Source organism: Verrucosispora sp. WMMD703, assembly GCF_049178935.1.
Taxonomy (GTDB): Bacteria; Actinomycetota; Actinomycetes; order Mycobacteriales; family Micromonosporaceae; genus Micromonospora; species Micromonospora sediminimaris.
In genome coordinates this window covers 4196066-4211595 of the sequence record NZ_JBMHMM010000004.1, presented here as the reverse complement: position 1 = coordinate 4211595, position 15530 = coordinate 4196066, and the positions used below count along the sequence as shown (strand labels likewise).

Annotated in this window: 16 protein-coding genes; 4 read left to right on the top strand and 12 right to left on the bottom strand. The window is 72.7% G+C overall.

From position 1 onward, the window contains the following. Positions 1-21: 21 nt before the first annotated feature. From ACN26Z_RS19805 to ACN26Z_RS19775, 7 genes are read right to left on the bottom strand one after another with little or no spacing between them, the layout of a single operon-like run. The gene (locus ACN26Z_RS19805) at positions 22-1038 is read right to left on the bottom strand and encodes a sensor histidine kinase (protein ID WP_282238005.1); all 1017 of its coding nucleotides are present in this window, start codon (positions 1036-1038) and stop codon (positions 22-24) included. Continuing rightward, entirely contained in the window at positions 1035-1745 is a 711-nt protein-coding gene (locus ACN26Z_RS19800) for a response regulator transcription factor (protein WP_421462732.1), read from the bottom strand. Before ACN26Z_RS19800 ends, ACN26Z_RS19805 begins: the two co-directional genes overlap by 4 nt. Positions 1746-1769: 24 nt before the next feature. Further along, positions 1770-2207: a hypothetical protein gene (locus tag ACN26Z_RS19795; RefSeq protein WP_421462730.1), complete on the bottom strand. Its 438-nt coding sequence runs from the start codon at positions 2205-2207 to the stop codon at positions 1770-1772. After that, positions 2204-3421: a molybdopterin-dependent oxidoreductase gene (locus ACN26Z_RS19790; RefSeq protein WP_421462728.1), complete on the bottom strand. Its 1218-nt coding sequence runs from the start codon at positions 3419-3421 to the stop codon at positions 2204-2206. Before ACN26Z_RS19790 ends, ACN26Z_RS19795 begins: the two co-directional genes overlap by 4 nt. Continuing rightward, positions 3418-4059, bottom strand: coding sequence for a class I SAM-dependent methyltransferase (locus tag ACN26Z_RS19785; protein WP_421462726.1), 642 nt, complete (start codon positions 4057-4059; stop codon positions 3418-3420). Before ACN26Z_RS19785 ends, ACN26Z_RS19790 begins: the two co-directional genes overlap by 4 nt. Next, on the bottom strand, positions 4056-4715 hold the full coding sequence (locus ACN26Z_RS19780) for a TIGR04282 family arsenosugar biosynthesis glycosyltransferase (RefSeq protein ID WP_421462724.1): 660 nt from the start codon (positions 4713-4715) through the stop codon (positions 4056-4058). Before ACN26Z_RS19780 ends, ACN26Z_RS19785 begins: the two co-directional genes overlap by 4 nt. Continuing rightward, entirely contained in the window at positions 4712-5371 is a 660-nt protein-coding gene (locus ACN26Z_RS19775) for a glycosyltransferase family 2 protein (RefSeq protein ID WP_093408771.1), read from the bottom strand. Before ACN26Z_RS19775 ends, ACN26Z_RS19780 begins: the two co-directional genes overlap by 4 nt. A gap of 123 nt (positions 5372-5494) precedes the next feature. Here ACN26Z_RS19775 and ACN26Z_RS19770 point away from each other — a divergent pair, with 123 nt between their 5' ends. The 4 genes from ACN26Z_RS19770 (at position 5495) to ACN26Z_RS19755 (ending at position 10639) form a co-directional block, all read left to right on the top strand. Further along, positions 5495-6544, top strand: coding sequence for an NAD-dependent epimerase/dehydratase family protein (locus ACN26Z_RS19770; protein WP_282238012.1), 1050 nt, complete (start codon positions 5495-5497; stop codon positions 6542-6544). Further along, positions 6541-7929 carry a hypothetical protein gene (locus ACN26Z_RS19765; protein ID WP_421462722.1) on the top strand — a complete coding sequence of 463 codons (1389 nt, stop codon included), beginning with the start codon at positions 6541-6543 and terminating at the stop codon, positions 7927-7929. Before ACN26Z_RS19770 ends, ACN26Z_RS19765 begins: the two co-directional genes overlap by 4 nt. A gap of 122 nt (positions 7930-8051) precedes the next feature. After that, positions 8052-9824 carry a DUF1996 domain-containing protein gene (locus tag ACN26Z_RS19760; protein WP_421462720.1) on the top strand — a complete coding sequence of 591 codons (1773 nt, stop codon included), beginning with the start codon at positions 8052-8054 and terminating at the stop codon, positions 9822-9824. An 11-nt stretch (positions 9825-9835) separates the two neighbouring features. Then, positions 9836-10639 carry an S-methyl-5'-thioadenosine phosphorylase gene (locus tag ACN26Z_RS19755; RefSeq protein ID WP_282240778.1) on the top strand — a complete coding sequence of 268 codons (804 nt, stop codon included), beginning with the start codon at positions 9836-9838 and terminating at the stop codon, positions 10637-10639. 97 nt (positions 10640-10736) lie between these two features. On the opposite strand, the gene ACN26Z_RS19750 is transcribed toward ACN26Z_RS19755, so the two are convergent. The 5 genes from ACN26Z_RS19750 to ACN26Z_RS19730 form a co-directional block, all read right to left on the bottom strand. After that, entirely contained in the window at positions 10737-11303 is a 567-nt protein-coding gene (locus ACN26Z_RS19750) for a histidine phosphatase family protein (protein ID WP_421462718.1), read from the bottom strand. Positions 11304-11446: 143 nt separating this feature from the next. Continuing rightward, positions 11447-12412: a nitroreductase gene (locus ACN26Z_RS19745; RefSeq protein WP_421462717.1), complete on the bottom strand. Its 966-nt coding sequence runs from the start codon at positions 12410-12412 to the stop codon at positions 11447-11449. Further along, positions 12413-13486, bottom strand: a complete 1074-nt coding sequence (locus tag ACN26Z_RS19740; RefSeq protein WP_421462715.1) for a GNAT family N-acetyltransferase — start codon at positions 13484-13486, stop codon at positions 12413-12415. Continuing rightward, complete coding sequence (locus ACN26Z_RS19735; RefSeq protein ID WP_093408755.1) at positions 13483-13923, bottom strand: DUF4188 domain-containing protein; 441 nt, start codon at positions 13921-13923, stop codon at positions 13483-13485. The genes ACN26Z_RS19740 and ACN26Z_RS19735 overlap by 4 nt, the downstream gene beginning before the upstream one ends. A gap of 2 nt (positions 13924-13925) precedes the next feature. Further along, positions 13926-15503 (bottom strand): phenylacetate--CoA ligase family protein, encoded by a 1578-nt coding sequence (locus tag ACN26Z_RS19730; protein ID WP_421462713.1) that lies wholly within the window; start codon positions 15501-15503, stop codon positions 13926-13928. Positions 15504-15530: the final 27 nt, after the last annotated feature.

Sequence of the window (15530 nt, the reverse complement as noted above, 5' to 3'; positions counted from 1 at the left end):
CGGGCCTTGGCGCGGCTCGCCTCAGGTGGCGGGCAGGCGGACCTCGAACCGGCAGCCGCGGTCGGTGTTGCGTACGTTGACCCGGCCACCGTGCGCCTCGACGAGTCCGCGCACGATGGCCAGGCCGAGTCCGCCGCCACCGCCTGAGTCGGCCGCTCCGGGGGTGCGGGCTCGTTCACCTCGGAACGCGACGTCGAAGACCCGGTCCAGGTCTTCGCCGGGGATGCCCCCGCAGGTGTCGGAGACGGCCAGCCAGACGTTGTCGGTCTCGTGGCCGGCGGCGATGTGCACGCTGCCGTCCTCCGGTGTGTAACGGACGGAATTGATCAGCAGGTTGCTGACGATCCGGGCGAGTTCGCGTTCGCCGGCCCGCACGTTGGGCCAGCCGCTGTCGGCTGCCACCAGGTGGATCCGGCGGCGGGCGGCCAGCGGTGCGACGCCGGCGATCGCGTCGGACACCACGTCGCGCAACGGCACGGTGGTGGGCATGAGCCGTAGCGCGCCGGCGTTGATCCGGGACAGCTCGAACAGGTCGTCGACGAGTTGGGCCATCCGGTCGGTCTCCACCCGGATCCGCCGGTGGTACTCGTCGATGACGGCTGGGTCGTGGATGATGCCGTCCTCCAGGGCCTCGGCCATGGCTCGCAGCCCGGCCAGCGGGGTACGCAGGTCATGGGACACCCAGGCGACGAGTTCACGGCGGCCGGCCTCCAGCCGCCGTTCGCGTTCCCGGGCAGCCCGGGCCCAGACCGCTGCGGCGGCCAGCCGGCTGCCGAAGGTGGCGCCGACGGCGAGGCTGATCACCGCGGAGGCGCTGACCGTGACGAGAACGACCCACAGGTCGTGCGCGGACAGGAACATCGCCTGCGCGACCGTGGCGACTCCGGCGACCACGGCGAGGACGGTGACCGTGAGCAGCACCAGGATGTGAACGAGGATCGACCGGCCGCGCAGCATCCGTAGCGCTGCGGCGCCGGCCAGGCCGACGACGCCTCCGGCGGCGAGGGCGTAGAGCCCGATGAGCAGCGTGTCGCTCACTGGCCGGTTTCCTCGTCGAGCGGGTCGTAACGGTATCCGACGCCCCAGACGGTGCGGATCCGCTGCGGGTCGGCCGGGTCGTGCTCGATCTTCTCGCGCAACCGACGGACGTGGACGGTGACCGTCGACTGGTCGCCGAACTGCCATCCCCAGACCTTGTCCAGCAGGTCGCTGCGCGACCACGCTCGGCCCGGATGCCGCATGAAGAAGATCAGAAGATCGATCTCCCGGGCGGTCAACGACAACGGTGTTCCACCCATGGTGGCGACGCGGCGGGCGGTGTCCACGGTCAGCGCCGCGTCGGTCAGCTTCGCCGAGACGGTGGGGTGGGCGGTGTGCGCGGCGGTGCGGCGCAGCACCGAGCGGATCCGCAGCACCAGTTCGCGGGGGGAGAAGGGCTTGGTGACGTAGTCGTCGGCGCCGACCTCGAGCCCGAGGACCCGGTCGGCCTCCTCGCCGAGCGCGGTGAGCATGACCACCGGCAGGTCAGGCAGCTGTCGCCGGATCCGGCGGCAGACTTCGAGGCCGTCGATGCCGGGCATCATGAGGTCGAGTACGAGGAGGTCGGGTCGCTGGGCGGCGATCGCGGCAAGGCCGTCGGCGCCGTCGGCGGCCAGCTGGACCTCGCAGCCGGCCTGCTCCAGGTAACGCCGGACGACGTCACTGACCGTCGGGTCGTCGTCGACCACTAACACCCGGTGTCCCATCCTGACCAGGCTATCGACCGAGGATCACGGACGACCCTCGGTGGGTCTTTCGGATTCCTTACGGTCCGCCGCCGCGCGTCGCCGTACCACGCAGGCCAGCAGCGTCGTGCCGGCGACGGCGAGCAGGACGGCGGCCAGATTGCGGCCGTACGGCAGCGGCAGCACCGAGGCGTTGTCGGCGGAGCGTCCGAATCCCAGGGCGAGGGGCAGTCCCACCACGCTGAGCGCCGCGGCGGTGATCGCCGCAGCGCGGACCGTCGTCCGGCACCGTGGCGGAACGCGGGTGAGCGCGACGCCGACGGCGAGCACCGCCGCCATCCAGACGACGTCGTGGCCCACCAGCACGGCGGTCAGGAAGAGCAGCACCCCGCCCGGCGCAACGTCGGCGTCGGTGAGGGCGCCGCCGACGGCGTACGCCATGAGCAGGCAACCGCCGGCGACCAACCCGGCCCGGGTCTTCACGGTGTCCCCGCAACGGTGATCCGGCTGATCCACTTGGTCTGCAGCACGCCGGGCCGGTTGGGCGCGATCAGCCGCGCCGGATAGCCGTGGTCGATGTGCAGGGGCTCGCCGCCCAACCGCAGCGCGACCAGAGTCAGCGGATCTCCCACATGTTCCGGTGGCACCGTGCAGGCCCGGTATCGCCCGCCCACCTGAAGTGACTCGACAAGTGCCGTCGAGCGTCGCGGATCGGCACCCACGAGCGCAACCAGATCGCCCAGCCGCACGCCGGTCCACGTGCCGACGGCGCTCCAGCCCTCCACGCAGGCGATCGGCAGGTCCGCGCGGTACTGCGGAAGTCGATAGAGGGCGGCGAGGTCCAGGCTGACGCTGCGGACCGGTCCGGTAACCCACAGCCGGTACGCCGGGTCGAGGGCCGCGGCGCGCACTCCGGCGCCGGCCGCGGTCCGGTTCACCGGAAGGCCCTGCGGTCCCACGTCGGGGTGGCGTGGGGCGAGCACCGCGAGACCGGCCAACGGCCGGATCGTCTGCCCGACCGTGGTCAGGGTGATCAGTCCGGAGGCGGAGGCGACGCCGCCGAGCAGGGCACGCCGGTTCAGGCCGTCCTGCCGTGGCTCACCGGCCATCGGACGGGCGAGCGCGGCGCGGACCGCCGGCAGGTGTACGCCGATGTGCACCAGGAGCCCGCCGACCGCCAGCCAGGCCACCCAGTAGTGCCCGGCGGTGAAGAAGAACGGCATCGGCGCGTACCAGCGGGAGATGTTGAGGACGCCGCTGACCAGCAGGAACAGTGCGGCGGCGACCAGCAGGCCAGTGCCCGCGCGTTCGGCGGCGTGCGCGATCGAGCGGGCCGGCGGCCAGCTGAACAGGCGCGGGTACACCGACCACAGCTTGGCGCCGAGCAGCGGAATCGAGGCGAGCCCGGTCGCCACGTGCAGACCCTGGGTGAAGCGGTAGAGCCCGACCGGACGGGCCGGCCACCAGAACCAACCCGGCGGGTGCTGGATCAGGTGGCTGAGCAGACCGGTGGCGAAGCAGATGCCGAAGGCCACGCCGAGGGCGACGCCGAGCTGACTGGTCAGCCGGGTAGACCGTAGCCGGGACCGGAACCGCCCGGGGCGCAGCGGTCCGCGCCGCAGCGCCACCGGTGGTGCCGGCAACGGCGTCAGGCACCACCGGGCGAGGCGGCGCAGCACCGCCGCGCGGCCGGTCACCGGGGGGTCAGGGTGGCGAACCACCGACCTGCCTCCGTCCAGGTGTCGCGCAGCCGCATCGCGGTGGCGTCGGCCAGTTCGGGAAGCTCGTTGACGGGTACGCAGGCCCAGGGCAGCACGCGGTCGGTGCCGTCCGGGGTCTGCACCGTCGCGGTCCCGGACCAGGCCGGTGTGCCGGCCGGTGCCAGCTCCGCATGGAGGTACCCGTCGGCGGCCAGCAGTTGACGGCAACGGCGAAGCAGGCGGTACGGGTCACCGCCGATGCCGATGTTGCCGTCGGCCAGCAGCAGGTGCCGCCAGCGGCCGGCACCGGGCACCGGACCGAAGACGTCGCGGTGCAGGGCGGGTGCGCCACGACGGCGCGCCAGCCGAACCGCGCTGGCGCTGACGTCGATGCCGAGGGCCGGCCGGCCGGCGTGGACGAGGGCGCTGGTGAGCCGGCCGGGGCCGCAGCCGACGTCAAGGGTGTGGCCGGTGCAGCACTCGATCAGCGCATCGTCTCCGTCGATCACGTCCCGGCACCAGGCGGCCGGGTCGAATCGGTAGACACCGCCGCTGGGATGCCGGGCCGTGAAGGCGGCCGGGATGCCCGCCGCGGCCCGGTCGATCGCGGTGTCGAAGACCGCGACGGCGTTCACCGGGCGACCGGTGCGGGACGCGGCACCTCGGCGGCGACGGCGTGGGCGAACCGGCTGTCCGGCGGGCACAAGCTCGCCACGGCGCGGGCGTCGGCGGCGGTGTCCACGTCGGACAGGCGAGGCAGCAGGCGTACCCGCAGGCCGCGCCGACGCAACGCCACCTCGGTGGATCGGCCGGTGGTCGCCGTGGAGGTGGCGATGGTACGCAGCACGACGGCGTGGCCGGGGTCGCGCAGCCCCAGTATCCACCATCCGCCGTCGGTGGCCGGGCCGAGCACCGCGTCCGGGCCGCCCGCTGTGGCGAGCAGCTCTCGGGCCTCGTCGAGGTGATCGACGAGGAGCTGTGGGGTGTCCATGCCGATCAGCACGGCGGGTGTGCCGGGTGTGCGGGCGTCGGCGAACGCGTTGGCGAGGCGGTCGCCGAGGGAGTCGCCCCGTTGGGGGAGTGTCGCCCAACCTGGCGGGGCGGGGTGCTCGCCGTCGAGGACGAGAACGCGGGTGCCGGCCGCCGCGGTGGTGACGGTGTCGAGGGTGTCGGCCAGGGCGGCGGCGGCGACCCGGGCGGCCTGCTCGGGGGTGCAGGGTGGGCAGAGTCGCGTCTTGACCCGCCCGGGTGTCGGCGCCTTGGCCAGCACCAGGATCTGGGCGGCGCTCACCGGGCCAGCACCGCGCTCATGTCGCGGATGGCACGGGCGGTGCCGAGCACGGTGCCGGTCACCTTCGAGCGGGTGCCGGCCGCCCTCGGGCGGTAGTCGACGTCGATCTCGATGACCCGCCAACCGGCCCGGTCCGCCGAGATCAGCAGCTCCAACGGGTAGCCGAACCGCCGGTCGCGCAGCCCCAGCGCCAGCAGGTCGTCGCGGCGTACCGCCCGCATCGGGCCGATGTCGTGAACGTCCAGGCCGGTGCTGCGGCGCAGCCGGTGGGCGAGGACGGCGTTGGCTGCCCGGGCGTGCAGCGGCCACACGCCCCGTCCGACCGGGCGGCGTCGGCCGGTGGCCAACTGCGCCTGACCGGTGCGCACGTACGCGGCCAGCCGGGGCAGTTGTGCCGGGTCGAAGGAGCCGTCGGCGTCCATCACGCACACCACCCCGTCGGCGGGGTCGGCCGCCACGACACCGGCGTGCACGGCGGCGCCGTAGCCGGGCTCGGCGACGCTGATCACCTCCGCGCCGTGGGCGCGAGCCACCTCGGCCGAGCCGTCGGTCGAGCCGTTGTCCACCACGATCGGCCGGTATCCGGCCGGTATCCGGGCCAGCAGGCCGGGCAGTGCCGGCGCCTCGTTCCGGCAGGGAAGAACCACATCGGTCATGTCGCGGACGCTAATCAGGATCGAGCGGAGCAGGTATTACCAGCCGATGATGAAGTCTTACGAGACGCTGACGACTGCCCGTCAGGGCCGCCTCCGGCGCCCGGCTGGTTCTAGCGTCGGCCCGTGACCCACGTACTCGTCACCGGCGGAGCCGGTTTCATCGGAACCCATGTCGTCGCCGCGCTGCACCGGGTCGGTCATCAGGTGTCCGTCGTGGACGCCGGCCATCCGGGCGCGCACCGCGTGCCCTTACCGGACGCCGTGGCCGGCGCCCCGCTGCGCCGGGTCGACCTGCGTGACCGGGCCGCCGTCGCCGCAGCCCTGACCGGCGTGGACGTGGTCGTGCACCAGGCGGCCATGGTCGGGCTCGGCGTGGACCTCGACGACCTGCCCGAGTACGTCGGCTGCAACGATCTCGGCACCGCCGTGCTCCTGGCCGAGATGGCCCGCGCGGGTATCCACCGGCTCGTGCTGGCCAGCTCGATGGTCGTCTACGGCGAGGGCGCCTACACCTGCGCCCGGCATGGTGCGGTACGCCCCGCCCCACGCGCCGCCACCGACCTGGCCGCCCGGCGATTCGAGCCCGCCTGCTCCGACTGCGGCACGGCCCTGGAGCCGGGACTCATCGATGAGGACGCACCACTGGACCCACGCAGCGTGTACGCCGCCACGAAGGTCGCCCAGGAACACCTGACGGCGGCCTGGTGCCGGCAGACCGGTGGCACCGTGGTGGCGTTGCGATACCACAACGTCTACGGGCCCGGCATGCCGCGCGACACGCCGTACAGCGGTGTCGCGGCGATCTTCCGGTCCGCGCTGGCGGCGGGCCGGGCTCCGCGCGTGTTCGAGGACGGCTGCCAGCGACGCGACTTCGTCCACGTCGACGACGTGGCGGCGGCCAACCTCGCGGCGGTGACGGCCACCGGGAGCCGGACCGGCTGGCGGGCCTACAACGTCGCCTCCGGGCATCCGGCAAGCATCGGGGAGATGGCCGCCGAACTCGCCCGGGCCGCCGGCGGTCCGAGGCCGGTGGTCACCGGCGAGTTCCGGCTCGGCGACGTACGCCACGTGGTCGCCTCACCGGCCCGTGCCCGGGCCGAACTCGGATTCCGCGCGGCGGTCCGCCTCGCCGACGGAGTCCGGCAGTTCGCCCACGCACCACTGCGCGGATGAGCACGACGCTCCTCGCCCGGCTGCGGCGCACCACCGCACGGGCCGACCTGATCGCCGTCGGGGTCGCCGTCGGGTTGTTCGCCGCCGCCGCCGGTGTCGGCGGTCTGCTGCACCTGCTGGGACGTCCGGTGCACGCCAGTGCGGCACCGTTGTTCGCGCAGTGGCGGCCGCACGTCGGCCCCGGCACCCCGCTGGCGGTGGCGGTGGCCGTACTCGTCTGCTGGCGCGGAGCCGCCCTGGCCGGCCGGCTGCCGTGGCGGCGGCTGCTCGTCCTGTCCTACGCCACCGCGGTGGCCTGGACGCTGTCACTGGCACTTGTCGACGGCTGGCAACGCGGCATCGCCGGCCGGCTGACCACCCACCACGAGTATCTGCACGAGGTTCCCGGCGTCACCGACATCGCCGCGATGCTGGCCGCCTTCACCTCCCGGATCCTCGACTTCCAGCCGGATTCCTGGACCACCCACGTGTCCGGCCACCCGCCGGGAGCGCTGCTGGTGTTCGTCTGGCTGGACCGGGTCGGGTTGGGCGGGGGCGGCTGGGCGGGGGTGCTGTGCATCCTGACGGCGGCGCTCACCGCCGTCGCCGTGCCGCACACCGTGCGGTTGCTCGGCACCGACGACGCGGCGCGGGCCGTGCTGCCGTTCGCGGCGTTGTTCCCGGGAGCGGTCTGGTCCGGAGTGTCCGCCGACGGCCTGTTCGCCGGGGTGACCGCCACCGGGGTCGCCCTGCTGGCGTACGGGCTCACCCGGGGCAGCGCGGTCGGCGCGCTCGGCGGCGGCGCACTGCTGGGTTTCGGCTGTTACCTCTCCTACGGGCTGGTGCTGATGGTCCCGATCGTGCTGGCCGTGGTGATGCTGGGCCACCGGCGCCGGCCCGCCGCCTGGTGGGCGCTCGGCGGCGCGGCACTCGTGGTGGGCGCGTTCACAGTCGCCGGCTTCGACTGGCTGACCGGCTATCACCTGGTCATCGAGCGCTACTACCAGGGCATCGCCAGTCGGCGCGCCTACGGCTACTGGGTCTGGGCCAACCTGGCGATCCTCACCGTCGCCGCCGGCCCGGCAGCTGCCGTCATCCTCCGCCGCGCGGCGGTCGCCGGATGGCAGGCGGTCTCGTCACTGCGGCCGGGCCGCGGTCTGCCGCGACCGCAGCAGGGCTCCGTCGGGTACGCCGCCTGGCTGCTGCCCGTCGCCGCGGCGGCGGCGATCGTCGCCGCGGACCTGTCCGGCTACAGCAAGGCGGAGGTGGAACGCATCTGGCTGCCCTTCACCTGGTGGCTCATGGCGGGCGCCGCCCTGATTCCCGCCACCGGCCGCCGTACCTGGCTCGCCGGGCAGGCAGGGGTGGCCCTCGCGATCAATCACCTGCTCCTGACGACGTGGTAGGGCACTTCTTACCGAACGATGACATACCCGCTCGATGCTGACCCTTCATCACACAAAGGGCCGTATCCCGAGGCGTCGGCGCACCACGGCAGCCGACGTGCCAGTGACGTTCAGGAGAAGCCATGACAAACCGACAGCGGCGCTTCCGGCCGACGCAGACCAGACAGGTCCGGATCGCCATGGCGGCGGTGGTGCTCGCCGCCACCGGCGCGCTCACCGTCACCTTCGTCTCCGGCGGCGGCAACGGCACCGCGGACGCGGCGACAAACCTCGCGCAGTTCGTGGCGATCGAGGACGTACGGCCGAACGTGTCGAACCCGAAGCCGACCGTCGGCGCCGCCACCGGCCGGTTCACTGTGGACTGCGGCACCAACGAGAACGGCAAGTTCAGCCCGGACAACCCGGTCGCACAGCCCGGTGTCAAGAACGGCGCCGAACATGTGCACGACTTCGTCGGCAACCTGGCCATCACCGCGGACTCGTCCAACGCCGACCTCGCCGCGTCCGGCACCACCTGCAAGAACGGCGACAGGTCGTCGTACTTCTGGCCGGTCGTGCGCATCGACCGGACGGTCCGCAGCGGTGACCGGGTCGCGCAGGCCCTCGCCCGGACCCAACCGATGATCGTCTGCCCCTCCGTGCGGGACCGGCTGCCCGCCGTCCCCCTCCGGGTCCGCGACACCGTCGACCGTCGCCTCGCGGAACTGGAACGCCTGCACGCCCAGGCCGGCCGGCGGATGACCGCCAGCCGAGGTCGGGTCGACGCCGCCCTCAACAGGCAGGTCCTCGACGCGCTGCGGACCCGCCGCGCCATCGTGATCAAGAGCATCAGCAACGCCCTGCGCTCCGCCGGCACGGCCCGGCCGGCCGGCCTGGTGTCGCTTGTCGACTGCGATGTGAGCTACGACGGTATGCACGCCTCGATGCACGGCCCCAGCCATGCTGCCAGCGCCACGGCGGACCGCGTCGCGAACCCGCGGCTCCGCTGCCCCACCGTGCGCGGCAGGTTGCCCGGAGTGCCGGCCCCAGCCGTCGCCGAGGTCAACCGTAACCTCGACGAGCTCGACCGGCAGATCTCCGAGGCCACCGAACGGATCGCCACCAGTGGAGGTCAGGGCGGCCCCAATTTCGTGGACAACGCGATCGTCGGCCCGCTGACGGCCAAACGGATCGCCGTGCTCGACCGGATCGGCATCGCCATCGGACGTCACACCGCCCGGCCGCAGGGTCTGGAAGCGCTCGCCCCCTGCACCGTCGACCAGGCGGCCGGCGACCCGGGGCCCACCACGCCCGGCAGCGCACCCAGCCCGACGGCGTCCGCGCTGCCCGAACCCCAGGGGCCCGATTTCGAACTGCCCGGCAACACCGGTGGCATTGTCCGCCCCGCCCAGGTGCTCATCGAGTACCGGGGCAACCCGGTCAGCAAGGTCGTGCCGATGCCCAGGTTCCTGCGGGCGCTCACCGGCGACGCCAAGCCCACCAGCCGTGGCCCGGCCAACGCCCGCCCGTCCTGGACGTGCTCCGGCTTCGCCGACCGGCTCGCCGACAAGTACCCGATCTGCCCGGTCGGCAGCCAGGTGCAGCGCGTGCACGACTTTCCGGGCTGCTGGGACGGCCGGAACATCGACAGCGACAACCACCGTAGCCACGTCGCCTTCGCCGACCCGGCCACCGGCGCCTGCCCGCAGGGATTCCGAGCGATCCCGCAGCTGCGGATCACCATTTCCTACGACATCCCCCGGGACGTGCAGGAGAAGGGTCAGTACGCGCTGGACTCCTTCCCCGAGGAGAACCACAATCCCTTCTCCGACCACGACGACTTCATCAACGTCAACTCCACCCGCACGATGAAACACATCGTCACCTGCATCAACAAGGGCCGGGACTGCTCGTGAATCCGCAGACCGTGTCCCCGTCCGCCGACCTTGCCGTCATCGGTGGCTCGGGTCTCTACGCGCTGCTCGACGGCGCCACCGAATATGTTGTCCAGACGCCATACGGTGCGCCATCCGACGCGGTGACGATCGCCGACGTCGGCGGCCGTCGGGTGGCGTTCCTCCCTCGACACGGCCGCGACCACCGGCATCCTGCGCACCGGATTCCCTACCGGGCCAACCTGTGGGCGCTGCGGTCGCTCGGGGTACGCCAGATACTCGCGCCGTGCGCCGTCGGTGGCCTGCGGCCGGAACTCGGTCCCGGCACGTTCGTGGTACCCGATCAGCTCATCGACCGGACCAGCGGCCGGGCGCAGACGTACTACGAGCAGGGCGCGGTGCACGTCTCCTTCGCCGACCCGTACTGCCCGGTCGGTCGGCGTACCCTGCTGACGGCTGCCACCGGCCGGTCGGTGCCCGCGCACGACGGCGGGACCATGGTGGTGGTCGAGGGGCCGCGCTTCTCCACCCGCGCCGAATCCCGGTGGTACGCGGCGGTCGGCGGCGCGGTCATCAACATGACCGGCCACCCGGAGGCGGTTCTCGCCCGAGAGTTGGCTCTCTGCTACAGCTCGATCGCCCTGGTGACCGATCTGGACGCCGGCGTGGAGAGCGGTCACGGGGTGACCCAGCAGGAGGTGTTCCGGGTCTTCGGTGAGAACACCGAGCGGCTGCGCGGGCTGCTGCTCGACGCGGTCGCCGCGCTTCCGGTCGAGCGGGACTGTCCCTGTCCGCACAGCCTGGACGGCATCACCCTCCCGATCGAGCTGCCCTGACCGGCGGCCGGAACCTCGTTCGCCCGGCTCAGCCGGCCTTCTCCTACCTGGTGGAGGCCGGCTGAGCCGGTGACCGGGCCGCTCCGGACCGAGGCGATCAGCTCCGTTCGAACACCTCGGGACTGGTGCTCGGGTCGGTGAAGCGAAGTCGGTAGAGCGCGGGCATCGGCATCTGCCGCACCGTGGCCCAGCTGACCGGCACGCCGAAGCCGGCCAACGCCCGGCAGATGAAGGTGCCGTGGCTGCCGACGAGAACCACCCGGCCGGCGTGGTGCCGGGCGAGTGCCCGCAGGGCGGCGACGGCACGGATGCTGAGCTGATCGAGGCTCTCCCCGCCCGGGCGTGCGTAGGAGAGGTCCGTCCAACTCCTGACGTAGTGCGACTCCCATACCTCGGTGAAGGCGAGGCCGTCGTCCCACTCGCGCAGCTCGGTCCGGGTGCGTACGGGCAGGCCGAGCGCGTCGGCGGTCGGCTGGACGGTCTGGATCGCGCGCCGGTATGGGCTGGACCAGACCGCCGCAGGGCGTGGCTCGGTGAGCATCGCCACCAGTTCCTGCGCCTGCCGCAGCCCGTCTGCGGTCAGCGGGCGGGTGAAGTCGTCCGGACCGTCGGCGGTCGGCGGGACGGAGCGGGCGTGCCGGACCAGCACGATCTCGGTCGGCATCAGAGACCTCCGCTGTCGCCGTGACCGTACCCCTGCTGCCGTGCCCATCCATCGACGACATCGTCGCCTGCTATTAGGTGCTGGGCTTCCACCCGACGTACCAGCAGCGCAAACCCAACCCGTACGTGGCGCTCCGGCCGTTGTCAGACAGTGCCGAGCCGGCGTGCCGAGCGGGGCGCCGGACGCGTGGGCCGGCCCACCCGGGTGACGTGTAGCAGCCGGTCCGGTGCGACGTCCAGCAGCGCACCGAGCGCCGTCCGGGTGGCATCGACGTCGATCAGCTGGCTCAGCGGATGCGCTGCCAGCCCGGCGGTGTGCAGGGTCAGCCAGACCCGCAGCAGCACCCTGCCGAACTCGACCTGACCGGGCCGGTCGAGGTCCGCCGGGCCGACGAGGACCAGCACCGCGCCGCCGCGCGCGAGCGGGTCGTCGGCGGCGGCGAGCAGCCTCGGCAACCCCAGCCGCCGCAGCAGTGGGTAGGCGGCCAGCGCCGCGCGCAGCCCGGTCGCGGCGGGCCGCGACAACGCGAGGCAGCGGTCGTTGAGCCCGTCGGCGTGGTAGCTCGGATGTGTCGGATCGAGCCGTAGCCAGCGGCGCAGCTCGGTGACGACCGCCGGGTCCGCGTACAGCCGCCGATCGGCGGCGCGTAGCAGGGCACCGAGCCGATCCGGGTACGGCACGGCGTGGAGGCCGCCGCCCGCCTGCCGGGCGATCGCGTCGACCGCGTCGAGGGTCTGCTGCTCCGGACCGGCGGCGAAGCGGCCCCGGTCGGTGCGGCGCTGCCACACGTCGGTGGTGCGAAACGGGGTCGGGTAGCGGTGCCGGGCGGGCCGCAGCCGGCCCACCTGCCGGTGCTGTTCGTCGTAACCGGAGATGAACTCCAGGTGCAGGCCGGCGTCGGCGGCGACGATCAGGCAGGTTTCGACGAACGCGCCGAGGGACAGGCGCAGGTCCCGGCCGGTGGGGTCGGCCGCCGGCAACGTGTGGGCCGCGTGCCAGCCGACGTGGACCGTCCCGGTTTCGTAGCGCAGTCGCCACGGCTGGGTGTTGTGCGCACTCGGCGCCCGCCAGCAGAACGGCTCCAGCGCGCGGAACGCGGCGAGGTCCACCTACCGCTCCTTCGCGTAGAAGGTGTACCCGTGCAGCGGGCGACCGCCGAGCCGCCGGTACTGGGCAGCCGACGCCGGATTGTCCCGCCCGACGTAGGTGCTGCGCAGCGTCGTGTAGCCGGCGGCGTGCAGGTTGCGGTGCAGGTGCGTGGAGAGCAGCCGCTGGTAGCCGCGCCCCTGGTACTGCGGCAGCACGCCCTTGACGATCAGCACCGCCTCCCTCCGGTAGCGGCGACGCGTGGCCAGCAACCGCACCTGGTTGACCGGGTGCAGGTCACCGCGGACGGCGACCAGGAACTCGCTGATGTCCGGTACGCAGAGCACGAACGCCACCGGCCGCCCGTTGCGGGTCAGGTAGAGCAGCAGTGACTCGTCGAGCAGGTATGCCAGACCGTCGGTCTGCCGCCGTAGCTGTCCGGCGGAGATCGGCGTGTAGTAGCCGAGCTGGGCGAAGGAGGCGTTAAGCATCCCGCGCAGCAGGTCGAGCTGGTCGTCGAGCCGCCGGACATCACCACGGTGCAACTCCAGCCGGGCGTCGTCGGGCGCACTGCGAGCCAGCTGCGCCGGGGCGGGCACCGGGCAGATCCAGGTGTCGGACTCGAACCGGCGGTGGAACCCGTACGCCTCGTAGGCGGCCACGTAGCGCGGCGGGTTCCAGGCGCTGTCGACGAAGCCCCGCTCGGCGTAGCCGGAGGTGATCACCCCGCCGGCCTGGTTGGGTAGCAGCGCCACCGGGCCGAACAGCAGGTCCCGGTCGGCGTCGGCATGCGCGGCAATCGCGTCGAACAGCGGCCCGGCGGCCGGCGCGGTGAACTCGGTCAGCCCGAACAGCTGGCACCGACGGCCGATTTTCGTGTCGAAGGCTGAATCGGTGTGCAGGGTGGTGCGTCCGACCACCGTGCCGGCGGCGTCGCGCAGCAGGTACAGCGGTACGCCGTCGCGCCACCACCGCCGGATCTGCTGCCGGGGAACGGGTACGTGACGCGGTTCGTCGGCGTACAGCCGGTCGGTGAACGCCAGGAACTGCCGCAGGTCCCGGCGGGTGGTGACGCGGTCGAACCGGTGGCTGCTCACCGCCGGACCGCCGGACCGGTCGTCTCCGCGCCCAGCGGGGTGAAGGTCGCGATGTGTCCCATCTCCGGGCTTTCGGCCCGCCATGCGCCGTTGGAGTACCCGTCCGGAGCGGCGCTGTAGAGCCGGATGAACCCGGCGGTGGCATTGCGGGTGCCGTCGGTCAACCAGACCATCAGCCGGCGGTGATGGCGGGTACGGGCGAAGCGCAGCATCGCGTCGCGGTCGGTGAAGAACGCGATGGTGCCGAGGGTCAACGGAAACTGCCAGTAGACCGTGTGCCAGCAGTAGCCGGACATCCGGCGCATGTCCCGGACCATCCGGAACCAGGCCGGCGCCAGTCGCAGCAGCACCAGGGGATTGGCGTACCGGGTCCCACCGATGAACATGGCGCCGGCGCGGGCCTGGGCGGGAGCGCGGGAGAAGTCGCGAGTACGCATGGTCACCTCACCAGGTAGACGTTCTTGATCTTCTGCTGCCCGGCGAACGGGCCACTGCCGGGTTCGTGCAACTCCACTCGCAGGTCACCGGCGGTCGGGTCCTCCACGAGGGACTGGGCGAAGTCCCGGGAGACCGAGGTGAGATGCCGGCGTACGCCGCTGCGGCACGCGGCGGCGAGCGCGTCGCGCTGCGCGGCGGCCAGCGGGCGGCGCAGTTCGAGGTGGATCACCGGCCGGGTCTCCAGCGCCGCGTCCTCGACCAACGCCAGACAGAAGCGGTTGATCTCGGCGGCGTGCGGATTGCCGGTGTAGAGGCCGTACTCGACGTCCTGGGGGTAGAGGTTGGCCCCCAGGTAGGAGACAGTGGAATCGCGCCGTCCGAACAGCAGCAGCACCGGCAGGGTCATCCGCTCGGCGGAGACGGCGGTGCGGAACTCGGCCCCGCGTACCGGGTCGGCCTGCGCCAGCTCGACGATCCGCCGGTACGGCACCAGCAGCGCCTCGTCCCCGATGTTGTAACGCAACCGGGGTTGCAGCACGTCGGTGGTGACCGTGCAGACCAGCTCCCGCCGCTCGTTGGTCTCCAGGTAGGTGCTGAACGGGTTGTACTGGAACACCATCGGCAGCCGCTGCTCGTCGGTGCCGAGCAGCGCGGTCCGCAGGGCGCGGTCGGTCTGCAACCGCCGTCGCAGCCACACCGTGAGCCGGGTCTCCGCACCGATGCCGATGGTCAGGTCCGACGCACCGTACGCCGAACGCACAAGCGCGAACCGCTGCTCCAGGTAGTCGCGCAGCGCCTCGGTCATTCCCTCGCCGCCGCAACTGGCGAAGATGCGGTAACGCGACCACGGGAAGCCCTCGGCGTCGAGCCGGTCGCGCAGGTGTTTCAGGAACGGCGGGTACGCGGTCACCAGGTAGTCGAAGTCGGGACCGAATTCACGGAGCGTGTCGACGATCTTCCCGAGGTCCGGGCCGGTGTTCTTCACCACGGCGATGCGGGCCATCGCGGCGCCGGTCGTCGTCCCGGTCGCCCAGGCGCCCATCGAGTAGGCGTTGATGACGAACGGTCGGCGCATCGGAAACACCAGCCCGGTGTAGCCGGCGATGTCGCGGTGCACCGCGCGCAGTTCCCGCTCCGCCCGGGGCCAGTTGAACGGCTGCCCGGACGAGCCGGCCGACTCGTCGACCACCACCCCACGGGTGGGCAGCCGTCCCCGCCAGCAGCGCGCGGCGGCGTCGTGGGCCGTGACGTAGCGGAGCTTGTCGGTCTCCGGAAAGTCGCCGAGTCGGCGGCGGTTACCGGCGGGGCGGGCCCGCAGGAAGGCCCGGTAGGCGGGTACCTGCCGGGCGGCTCGTACGCAGATCGCCGCCGCGTTCGCCGCGGCCAGCCGGTCCAGGAACGGGTGGTGCCGCCGCGCCAGCCACCGCCACCCGGCGGGGTGGCGGCCGGCGAGCCGGCTCAGCGCGGCGACCAGCCGGCCGAGGGTCGCCAGGACGGCCTGCCGGGCCCGCGCGGCCACGACCGGCAAGGGAGAATCGGCGGTACGCAGAGCAGGGTGTCGGTGTGGCAGTTCGGCCATGACGACATCCTGTCGACGCCGCGGCGT

What these genes read in the sequence shown, in the direction of transcription:
- ACN26Z_RS19765 (WP_421462722.1), top strand. Translation starts at nt 6,541, where the DNA reads ATGAGCACGACGCTCCTCGCCCGGCTGCGGCGCACCACCGCACGGGCC.
- ACN26Z_RS19750 (WP_421462718.1), bottom strand. Translation starts at nt 11,303, where the DNA reads ATGCCGACCGAGATCGTGCTGGTCCGGCACGCCCGCTCCGTCCCGCCG.
- ACN26Z_RS19730 (WP_421462713.1), bottom strand. Translation starts at nt 15,503, where the DNA reads ATGGCCGAACTGCCACACCGACACCCTGCTCTGCGTACCGCCGATTCT.
- ACN26Z_RS19735 (WP_093408755.1), bottom strand. Translation starts at nt 13,923, where the DNA reads ATGCGTACTCGCGACTTCTCCCGCGCTCCCGCCCAGGCCCGCGCCGGC.
- ACN26Z_RS19760 (WP_421462720.1), top strand. Translation starts at nt 8,052, where the DNA reads ATGACAAACCGACAGCGGCGCTTCCGGCCGACGCAGACCAGACAGGTC.
- ACN26Z_RS19775 (WP_093408771.1), bottom strand. Translation starts at nt 5,371, where the DNA reads ATGACCGATGTGGTTCTTCCCTGCCGGAACGAGGCGCCGGCACTGCCC.
- ACN26Z_RS19800 (WP_421462732.1), bottom strand. Translation starts at nt 1,745, where the DNA reads ATGGGACACCGGGTGTTAGTGGTCGACGACGACCCGACGGTCAGTGAC.